We start from the raw sequence: 9,770 nt of genomic DNA, 5'->3' as shown, positions 1-9,770 counted from the left end.
GCGCGGGGGAGCGCGGGCCGCCCTTACATACGGAGACTGTGGTGACACTGTTCAACCGTTGGGAGTCCGGTCAGAACTTGTGTCCAACCTGTGAAGGCTCAGCAGCCGAACGTGTGGATCGTCGTCGTGCGATACGTCTGCCCGGGCCGCAGCACCGTGGACGGGAACTTCGGCTTGTTCGGCGAGTCCGGGAAGTGCTGCGTCTCCAGGCAGAGCGCGTCGCCCTGCCGGTAGGTGCGGCCGGACGGGCCGGTCAGCGTGCCGTCGAGGAAGTTGCCGGAGTAGAACTGCAGGCCCGGCTCGTTCGTGGCGATCTTCAGGGTGCGGCCGGAGGCGGGGTCGCGCAGGGTGGCGACGTGCTCGGGCCGGGCGGTGAGGCCCTTGTCGAGCACCCAGTTGTGGTCGAAGCCCTTGGCGGTCACCAGCTGGGGGTGCGAGACACGGATGTCCCGGCCGATCGGCTTGGCACGGCCGAAGTCGAAGGGCGTGCCCGCGACCTTGGCCAGCTCGCCCGTGGGGATCAGGCCCGCGTCGGTGGGCGTGTAGCGGGAGGCGGCGATCTGGAGCTCGTGGTCCTCGATCGTGCCGCTGCCCTCGCCGGCGAGGTTCCAGTAGACGTGGCTGGTGAGGTTGACGACGGTGGCCTTGTCGGTGGTGGCCTCGTAGTCGATGCGCCAGTCGCCCTGCCGGGTGAGCGTGTACGTCACCTTCGCCTTGAGCGTGCCCGGGTAGCCCATCTCGCCGTCGACGCTCGTGTAGTACAGGTGCAGACCGACGTCCGAGCCCTTGGTGAACGGCTCGACGTCCCACACGCGCTTGTCGAAGCCCTTGGCGCCGCCGTGCAGGCTCTGCTCACCGTCGTTGACGGAGAGCTGGTAGTCCTTGCCGTCGAGGGTGAACTGGCCCTTGCCGATGCGGTTGCCGTAGCGGCCGATCAGGGCGCCGAAGTACGGGCTCTTGGCGACGTAGTCCTCGATGTTGTCGAAGCCCGCGGAGACGTTGGCGTAGCGGCCGCGGCGGTCGGGGATCTCCAGGGACTGGACGATGCCGCCGTAGGAGAGGACCTTCAGGCGGGTGCCGCCGTTCTCGAGGGCCCAGCTGTAGATCTTGGTGCCGTCGGCGAGCTTGCCGAAGAGCGTCTTCACCGGCTTCCTGCCTCCCGTGGCGTGCGCCGTGCCGCCGAGGGTGGTGGCGGCCATTCCCGCCGCCGCTGCTCCGGCGATGACCGTGCGTCTGTTCAGTTCCATGCGTGCGGCTCCCGTATAAGGAGAGGGCCCCGCCTTCCCGGTGGGGCCCCGATCTGACTTACGAACCGACCTTGCGCTTGTTCCACACGTCGAACCCGACCGCCGCCAGCAGGACCAGGCCCTTGATGACCTGCTGCCAGTCGGTGCCGATGCCGACGAGGTTCATACCGTTGTTCAGCACGCCCAGGACCAGGCCACCGATGATCGCGCCGAGCACGGTGCCGACACCGCCGCTCATCGACGCACCGCCGATGAACGAGGCCGCGATCGCCTCCAGCTCGAAGTTGAGGCCGGCCTTGGGAGAGGCCGCGTTGAAGCGGGCGGCGAAGACCAGACCCGCCAGGGCCGCGAGCATGCCCATGTTCAGGAAGACCAGGAAGGTGACCTTCTTGTCCTTCACACCCGACAGCTTGGCCGCGGGCAGATTGCCGCCGATGGCGTAGATGTGGCGGCCGACGATCGCGTTGCGCATCACGTAGCCGAAGCCGACGAGCAGCACGCCCAGGATGAGCAGCACGATCGGGGCGCCCTTGTAGCTCGCCAGCAGCATCGTCAGCGTGAGGATGGCGGCGCCGAGCGCGACCAGCTTCAGCAGGAACAGCTTGGCGGGCGGGACGTCCAGGTTGAACTCCTGCTGCCGCCTGCGGTCACGGACCTCCTGGAAGATCACGAAGGCGATCATCGCGAAGCCCAGCAGCAGCGTCAGGTTGTGGTAGTTGGTCTTCGGGCCGACCTCGGGCAGGAAGCCGTTGGCGACCTTCTGCAGGCCCTCCGGGAACGGGCCGAGCGTCTGCCCCTCCAGGAAGATCTCGGTCAGACCGCGGAAGATCAGCATGCCCGCCAGGGTCACGATGAACGACGGTATGCCGCCGTACGCGATGAAGAACCCCTGGACGGCACCCGCGACCGCGCCCACGGCCAGGCACAGCACCACGGCGAGCAGCCACGGTATGTCGTGTTTGACCATGAACACGGCGGCCATCGAGCCGACGAACGCCGTCAGCGAGCCGACCGACAGGTCGATGTGGCCCGCGATGATGACCAGCATCATGCCGATCGCGAGGATCAGGATGTAGCTGTTCTGCAGCACCAGGTTGGAGACGTTGCGCGGCAGCAGCAGGTCGCCGTCGGTCCACACGGCGAACAGGACCACGATCAGGCCGAGGGCGAACAGCATGCCGTACTGCCGCATGTTGCGGCGCATACCGTCCAGCATCAGCTGCAGCAGTCCGTTGCCGGCGCCCTCCCCTCCCTTGCCGGTCGGCGCCGGGGCCGGCGTCTTGGCGGTCACGTCCGTGCTCATCGGGTTACCTCTTTGTCCTTCGTCATCTGCCGCATCAGCGATTCCTGGGAGGCCTCGGCCCTCGAGAACTCACCGGTCAGCCGCCCCGCGGCCATCGTGTAGATGCGGTCGCACATGCCGAGCAGTTCGGGCAGCTCGGAGGAGATGAAGACGACCGCCTTGCCCTGGGCGGCCAGCTGGTCGATGACCGTGTAGATCTCGTACTTGGCACCGACGTCGATACCGCGGGTCGGCTCGTCCAGGATCAGCACGTCCGGACCCGAGAAGATCCACTTGCTGAGGACGACCTTCTGCTGGTTGCCGCCGGAGAGCTTGCCCACCGGCTCGAAGACGGTCGGCGCCTTGATGTTCATGGACTTGCGGAAGCCCTCGGCGACCTGCCGCTCCTCGTGCTCGTCGACCACACCGCGCTTGGCGACCTTGCCGAGGGCGCTCAGCGAGATGTTCCGGTTGATGGTGTCGATGAGGTTGAGGCCGTAGTGCTTGCGGTCCTCGGTGACGTACGCGATCCCGTGCTTGACCGCCTCGGGAACGGTCTTGGTACGGATCTCGGTGCCGTCCTTGAGGACGGTGCCGCCCGCGTACCGGCCGTACGTCCGCCCGAAGACGCTCATGGCGAGTTCGGTGCGGCCGGCGCCCATCAGGCCCGCGATGCCGACGATCTCGCCCCGCCGCACCTGGAGGGACACGTCGTCGACGACCTTGCGCTGCTGGTCGATCGGGTGGTGCACGGTCCAGTCCCGGATCTCCAGGGCGGGCGCCACGCCCTCCTCGGGCTCGTGCGGGGACCGCTCGGGGAAGCGGTGCTCCAGGTCGCGGCCGACCATGCCGCTGATGATCCGGTCCTCGGTGGTCTCCGCGGCCTTCACATCGAGGGTCTCGATGCTCTGGCCGTCGCGGATGATCGTCACCGAGTCGGCGACCTTGCGGATCTCGTTGAGCTTGTGGGAGATGATGATCGAGGTGATGCCCTGTTTCTTCAACTCCAGGATGAGATCGAGGAGTTTGCCGCTGTCCTCGTCGTTCAGCGCGGCGGTCGGCTCATCCAGGATGAGCAGCTTCACCTTCTTCGACAGGGCCTTGGCGATCTCCACGAGCTGCTGCTTGCCCACGCCGATGTCGGCGACGCGGGTGTCCGGGTGGTCGGAGAGACCGACCCGGCGCAGCAGTTCGGTGGCGTGCCGCAGGGTCTCGGTCCAGCTGATGATCCCGCGGGTGGCGTGCTCGTTGCCGAGGAAGATGTTCTCCGCGAGGGAGAGGTAGGGCACCAGGGCCAGTTCCTGGTGGATGATCACGATGCCGCGTTCTTCGCTGGCCCGGATGTCCTTGAACTGGCAGACCTCACCCTCGAAGAGGATGTCGCCCTCGTAGGTGCCGTGCGGGTGGACGCCGGAGAGGACCTTCATCAAGGTCGACTTGCCGGCGCCGTTCTCCCCGCAGATGGCGTGGACCTCGCCCTGCCGGACGGTCAGCGTGACGTCCGACAGCGCCTTGACGCCGGGAAAGGTCTTGACGATCGAGCGCATTTCCAGGACGGGTCCCGCCATGGTCGTGCCTTCCAATCAGTGGTGAATCGTCGGTCGGTGGCGGGGACTACTTGACGTCGCTCTCCTTGAGGTAGCCGGAGTCGATGAGCTCCTTCTGGTAGTTGCTCTTGTCGACGGCGACCGGCTCCAGCAGGTAGGCCGGGACGACCTTCGAGCCGTTGTCGTAGGTCTTCTCGTCGTTGACCTCGGGCTTCTTGTCGTTCAGCAGCGCGTCGACCATGTTCGAGGACACCTTGGCGAGCTTGCGGAGGTCCTTGTAGACGGTCATCGACTGCTGGCCGGCGATGATCGACTTCACCGAGGCGACCTCGGCGTCCTGGCCGGTGACGATCGGCAGCGGCTTGGCCTTGGAGCCGTAGTCGTCGGACTTCAGCGCCGACAGGATGCCGATGGAGATGCCGTCGTAGGGCGAGAGGACCGCGTCGACGCGCTCGCTCTTGTAGGCCGAGGTGAGGATGTCGTCCATGCGCTTCTGGGCGGTGCCGCCGTCCCAGCGCAGGGTGGTGACCTGGTTGAGCTTGGTCTGCTTGGAGCGGACGACGAGCTGCTTCTTGTCGATGTAGGGCTGCAGGACCTTCATCGCGCCGCCGAAGAAGTAGCGGGTGTTGTTGTCGTCGTTGGAGCCGGCGAACAGCTCGATGTTGAAGGGGCCCTTCTTGGAGCCGTCCTTCAGGCCGAGCTTCTCGACGATGTAGGTGCCCTGGAGCTCGCCGACCTTCTCGTTGTCGAACGAGGCGTAGTAGTCGACGTTCTGCGTGCCGAGGATCAGGCGGTCGTAGGAGATGACCGGGATGTTCGCGTCCTTGGCCTGCTGGAGCACGTTGTTCATCGACTTGTTGTCGATGGCGGCGACGATCAGCGCCTTGACGCCCTGCGTGATCAGGTTCTCGACCTGGGAGACCTGCTGGTCCGGGTCGTCCTCGCCGTAGACCAGCTTGGTCTTGTAGCCCTTGGACTCCAGCTCCTTGACGACGTTGTTGCCGTCGGCGATCCAGCGCTCGGAGGACTTGGTCGGCATCGCGATGCCGATGGTGCCTCCCTTGGCGTCTCCTTCGCTCTCCTTGCTGCCCCCCTCGCTGTTCTGGCCGCACGCGGACAGGGTCAGGGCGAGGGACGCGGCTCCGGCTATGGCGGCGAGAGCGGCTCTGCGGTTGCGCATGATGATCATCCTTGATCTGTGTGCAGGGCTCGGTCCGGTGGGCGCGAAGTCGCTCCGGGTGGTCGTGCCGGAAAGACCGAGAAGAGTTGTGTCGGATTGTGGTCGGCTGTGTCTTCTTTTGTGAAGCCGAGTTTCCGGAACGTTATGCCGAGATTTCGAACCGTTGCAGATCGCCCGGCAGTCGCGAGCCGAGCGGCGCCATGTCGCCGTCCGCCCCGTGACGGGCCAGGAGGTCCAGGGCGAGCCGGCCGCGTCGCACGCGTTCCTTGGCGGTGGCCAGGGTCAGCTCCCGCATGTGGTGCCCGTAGGGGTAGATCCCGGGCGCCTTCGACAGGCCGAACTTCAGGTACAACGGGGCGCCGCGCCGGATGAGTTCGGCGACCTCGTACATCCGGACGTAGCCGCCGAGGTCGTCGGGGGCCTCGATGTACATGTCCATGGGAGCGCCGGACACCCGGCGGATCTCGGTGAGGTGATCGAGCGTCAGGTCGCTGGGTACGTTGACCGAGTCGGCGCCGAGACGCTCGTAGACCGCGTACGCCGCCGGGTTGACCGGTCCGATGAGCGCGGAGACCTTCAGCGTGGTGTCGGCCGGGATGATGCCGGCGGCGCGCGCCCGGTGCAGGGTCCACAGCACGCCCTCGTCGGCGACGAGCAGGCACTTGACGCCCAACTCCGTGGCCCGGACGGCGTCTTCGACACATCCGGCGACGGCGTCGTGGCCGCGGGCTCTGAGGCCCCCGCCGCGCGAGTCGGTCCGGGTCGAGCCGCCGATGTCCCAGGTGCCGCGCGGGCCGGTGAACAGGCAGAGCTCGATGTCGCGTTCGGCCGTCGACTCGACCATCTCGGTGATCTCGGCGTCGGTCAGCATCCAGACACCGCTGCCCTGGCTGATCCGGTGGATCGGCACGTCCAGCCGCGAGGCCTCCTTCAGGACCACCGCCAGCGCCTCGGGACCCTCGCAGGAGGGGATCTCGGTGCGCCAGCGGCCGCCGCCGGGGAAGGAGTGCGGCGAGGCGTCGGCGGGGTCGAGGGCGGGCGCCTTCAGACCGAGGTCGGCGAGCGCCTGCTCACCGGGCCTGCGGGCTGCCGTGGCGGGAGCGTCGGTCACAGGAAAGTCCTTCGGTTCGATATTTCGGACGAGGTTCGCGGCTCTGGGTACGGCAAGGTGCGGTGGGTGGGGTACGCCGGTACGGGAGCCGTCAGGTCGCCCCCGTACCGGCGTACGTCTACGGGCGGAGCAACACCTTGCCCACCTTCGGATCGCCGGCTCCCACCAGCTCGATGGCCTGCGAGAACTCGGCGAGCGGCAGCTCGTGCGTCACCAGCGGCAGCGGATCGAGCAGACCGGCGGCGAACACCCGCACCGTGTGCGCCCAGGCGTCCGGCGGAGCACCGAAGACGGTGTGCACCTCCAGCTGCTTCACGACGAGATCGGTCGGGTCGAGACCGTCGGCACCCGGGGCCGGGATACCGGTCAGCACCAGCCGGCCGCCCCGCCGGAGCAGGGCCGCCGAGATCCGGCCGGCGTCCGCGGACCCGGCCGTCTCGATCACCACGTCGATGTCGTCCGGGAGTTCCTGGTCCTTCGTCCGGAAGTCCGTCGCGCCGTACTGCCGCGACAGCGCCTCCCTGTCCCGGCGGGTGCCGACGACCAGCAGCTCGGCCGGCGAGTTCGCCTTCAGGAACTGCACGGCGAACATGCCGAGCGTGCCGGTGCCGACCACGGCGACCCGCTCGCCGGGCCGCGCGTTCGCCTTCAGCGCGGCGGCCGCGATACAGGCGGCGGGCTCCAGGAGGGCCGCGGCGGTGAGGTCGCAGTCGTCGGGGAGGGTGTGGAGCAGACGGGCGGGAAGCGTCAGCGTCGTCGCCATCGCGCCCGGCTGGGTGAACCCGGTCTCCTCGTAACCGGCCGTGCACAGCGTCGTGTCGCCCGCGTGGCAGCGGTCGCAGACCTGGCAGTTGCGGAACCCTTCGCCCACGACCTTGCGGCCGACGAGGGTCGCGGGCACGCCGGCGCCCACGGCCTCGACGGTCCCGGACCACTCGTGGCCCGGCGTCAGCGGGTAGCGCACATAGCCCTCGGGACGGTTGCCCTGGTAGACCTCGCGGTCGCTGCCGCAGATGCCGGACGCGTGGACACGGACCAGCGCCTCGCCGGCGTCGGGCCGCCGGGGCTCGTGCGGGACGAGACGGTGCTCGCCCGGGGCGTCGATGACTACCGCGGTGCTCACGTCGGTCCTCCGGTTTTCGAAGGTTTCGGTTGCCGGTTCCGGGTTTCCGGGGGCCGGACGGTCACTGCGTGCCCTTGGGCTTGCGCTGCTCCCAGCCCTCCGCCCAGAGGTCGAAGCGCGCCTGCTGCTGCGGGAACTCGGCGGCGGCGTCCACGTCCAGCTCGACACCCAGTCCGGGGGCGTCGGAGAGGTGGAAGCAGCCGTCCTCCGGGTTCACCTGCGGGGCGCCCTTGACGACCTTCTTGATCTCCGCGTCCGCGAAGTCGTTGAAGTGCTCCAGGATCTTGAAGTTCGGCGAGGTGAAGCCGACCTGGAGGGAGGCGGCGGTCAGCACCGGGCCGCCGACGTTGTGCGGGGCCACCAGCATGTAGTGCGTCTCGGCCGTCGCCGCGAGCTTCCGGGTCTCCCAGATTCCACCGATATGGCCGACGTCCGGCTGGATGATGTCGACGGCCTGGCTCTCGAACAGCTCGCGGAACTCGATCCGGTCGTGGATGCGCTCACCGGTCGCGACCGGCATGTCGACCTTGGCGGCGACCTTCTCCAGCGCCTTGAGGTTCTCCGGCGGGACCGGCTCCTCCAGCCACGCCGGGTTGAAGGGTGCAAGCTCCTTGGCCAGGCGTACGGCTGTGGCGGGGGAGAAGCGGCCGTGCATCTCCAGCATCAGCTCGGCCTCGGGGCCGATGGCGTCCCGGACGGCCTCGATCAGGGAGACGGCGTACAGGGTCTGCTGGTGGTCCAGCTCGAAGTGGCCCGTGCCGAAGGGGTCGATCTTGAGGGCGCGGTAGCCGCGCTCCATCACGCCCTGGGCGGCCTTGTGGTACGCCTCGGGTGTCCGCTCCGTGGTGTACCAGCCGTTGGCGTACGCCTTGACCTTGTCGGTGACCTTGCCGCCCAGCAGCTGCCAGACGGGGACGCCGAGGGCCTTGCCCTTGATGTCCCAGCAGGCCATCTCGATCACGGCGATACCGGACATCACGATCTCGCCCGCACGGCCGTAGTCGCCGTACTTCATGCGCTTGACGAGGTCCTCGACAGCGAAGGGGTCGGAGCCGAGAATGTGGTTGGCCTCGGCCTCCCTCAGGTAACCGAGAAGGGCGTCGGTGTGTCCCAGCATCCGGGTCTCGCCGACTCCGGTGATCCCCTCGTCGGTGTGCACCTGGACGTAGGTCAGGTTGCGCCACGGCGTCCCGACCACGTGTGTGCTGATTCCGGTGATGCGCACGGCGGTTGTCCCTCGCAGCTTCGTCGGCTCAGTTCCGTCAGTCATTCAGTTCATTCAGCCAGTTCGACGTGTTCGAGATTTCGGCACACGTTCGAAATGCTGGCGTGACAGTAAGGACGCGGCGGTCGGGGTGTCAATGGGTCGCGCGCATAACGGTTTCGACAGTTTCGAAACCATGGGTGAGGCGTGTCCGTACAGAACCTTCACAGCTGGATCTAGGAACGTTACCGGCGCGGAACTTAACCTTCCCGCGTCATGGACTACTGCGACCCGTGCCGACGGCACCTCAACGGCGCGCTGGCCTGCCCGGGGTGTGGCACCTCGGCGGATGCGCTGCGCTGGCGTGAGCGTGAGTACGGCGATCAGGATGACTCGGGCGAGTCTGTCGGGGCGGGCGGGTCTGGCGGTGAGCGCGATGACCGCGACGGCTACGACGACTCCGAAGGCGACGATGAGCCCGTGGGGCGTGCTGCTCGGCGGCGTGGACGCGGGCCGGTCGCCGATGGGCCCGGTGGTGGGGCGAGTCGGCGGGACCGGAAGGCGGCCGCGCACCGTCGGCGGCGGCGTCGGACCCTGTTCATCGCGGCCGGGTTCGTGCTGGCGGCGGGTGGGCTGAGCCTCGCCGAACTGGGCATGGACGCGCCGAAGTCGACGTCGAAGCCGGCGGAGGCCGAGGGGGAGTCGGCGGAGGCGGGCGAGACGGTCCGCCCTGCGGGCGACAAGGCCGAGGTCGAGGGGGTGTCGAGGTCCCCTTCCCCAGAGGTGTCTGACTCCCCGTCGGCTTCCAAGTCCCCGAAGGACGAGAAGTCCAAGGACGACGAGCCGACCCGGACTCCCACGGCCGAACCCTCCTCGAGCCGCCCGCCCGCGGCCCCCACGGCCGCCCCTCCACCCCCGACCCCGACCCGAACCGCGGATCCGACGACCCCGGCGCCGACGCCGGAACCGTCCCCGACGAAGACGTGCAACCGCTTCCTGTGGTGGTGCACGTAGCGCCGAGTGCCGGGTGGTGGGTCGGGGCCGCGCCGGGGGGTGTCCGTCCTCGGAACGTCGCG

Annotated in this window: 8 protein-coding genes; 1 reads left to right on the top strand and 7 read right to left on the bottom strand. The window is 68.2% G+C overall.

Annotated elements, in window-relative coordinates; translation table 11 throughout:
* Positions 1 to 98 precede the first annotated feature (98 nt).
* From ACWIF2_RS38900 to ACWIF2_RS38870, 7 genes are all read right to left on the bottom strand, one after another.
* Complete coding sequence (locus ACWIF2_RS38900; RefSeq protein WP_454366210.1) at positions 99 to 1,247, bottom strand: aldose epimerase family protein; 1,149 nt, start codon at positions 1,245 to 1,247, stop codon at positions 99 to 101.
* Between the two features lie 58 nt (positions 1,248 to 1,305).
* Positions 1,306 to 2,550, bottom strand: coding sequence for a multiple monosaccharide ABC transporter permease (gene mmsB, locus ACWIF2_RS38895; protein WP_454366208.1), 1,245 nt, complete (start codon positions 2,548 to 2,550; stop codon positions 1,306 to 1,308).
* Positions 2,547 to 4,097 (bottom strand): multiple monosaccharide ABC transporter ATP-binding protein, encoded by a 1,551-nt coding sequence (mmsA, locus tag ACWIF2_RS38890; protein WP_454366206.1) that lies wholly within the window; start codon positions 4,095 to 4,097, stop codon positions 2,547 to 2,549. The genes mmsB and mmsA overlap by 4 nt, the downstream gene beginning before the upstream one ends.
* 46 nt (positions 4,098 to 4,143) lie before the next feature.
* Positions 4,144 to 5,256 (bottom strand): multiple monosaccharide ABC transporter substrate-binding protein, encoded by a 1,113-nt coding sequence (gene chvE, locus ACWIF2_RS38885; protein WP_454366204.1) that lies wholly within the window; start codon positions 5,254 to 5,256, stop codon positions 4,144 to 4,146.
* Between the two features lie 142 nt (positions 5,257 to 5,398).
* The gene (locus tag ACWIF2_RS38880; RefSeq protein ID WP_432959846.1) at positions 5,399 to 6,367 is read right to left on the bottom strand and encodes a hypothetical protein; all 969 of its coding nucleotides are present in this window, start codon (positions 6,365 to 6,367) and stop codon (positions 5,399 to 5,401) included.
* A gap of 118 nt (positions 6,368 to 6,485) precedes the next feature.
* Positions 6,486 to 7,490, bottom strand: a complete 1,005-nt coding sequence (locus tag ACWIF2_RS38875; RefSeq protein ID WP_454366202.1) for a zinc-dependent alcohol dehydrogenase — start codon at positions 7,488 to 7,490, stop codon at positions 6,486 to 6,488.
* A gap of 61 nt (positions 7,491 to 7,551) precedes the next feature.
* The gene (locus ACWIF2_RS38870) at positions 7,552 to 8,715 is read right to left on the bottom strand and encodes a mandelate racemase/muconate lactonizing enzyme family protein (protein WP_454366200.1); all 1,164 of its coding nucleotides are present in this window, start codon (positions 8,713 to 8,715) and stop codon (positions 7,552 to 7,554) included.
* Positions 8,716 to 8,970: 255 nt separating this feature from the next.
* On the opposite strand from ACWIF2_RS38870, the gene ACWIF2_RS38865 reads away from it, so the two are divergent.
* Positions 8,971 to 9,708, top strand: coding sequence for an SCO2400 family protein (locus tag ACWIF2_RS38865; RefSeq protein WP_454366198.1), 738 nt, complete (start codon positions 8,971 to 8,973; stop codon positions 9,706 to 9,708).
* The last annotated feature ends 62 nt before the right edge of the window (positions 9,709 to 9,770 follow it).

The organism is Streptomyces sp. NPDC055506, assembly GCF_053643595.1.
The sequence above is the reverse complement of the archived record's forward strand: the minus strand, read 5'-3'. Positions and strand labels throughout refer to the sequence as shown.

Coding starts and splice junctions, on each gene's coding strand:
- mmsA (WP_454366206.1), bottom strand. CDS start 4,097: ATGGCGGGACCCGTCCTGGAAATGCGCTCGATCGTCAAGACCTTTCCC.
- ACWIF2_RS38865 (WP_454366198.1), top strand. CDS start 8,971: ATGGACTACTGCGACCCGTGCCGACGGCACCTCAACGGCGCGCTGGCC.
- mmsB (WP_454366208.1), bottom strand. CDS start 2,550: ATGAGCACGGACGTGACCGCCAAGACGCCGGCCCCGGCGCCGACCGGC.
- chvE (WP_454366204.1), bottom strand. CDS start 5,256: ATGCGCAACCGCAGAGCCGCTCTCGCCGCCATAGCCGGAGCCGCGTCC.
- ACWIF2_RS38900 (WP_454366210.1), bottom strand. CDS start 1,247: ATGGAACTGAACAGACGCACGGTCATCGCCGGAGCAGCGGCGGCGGGA.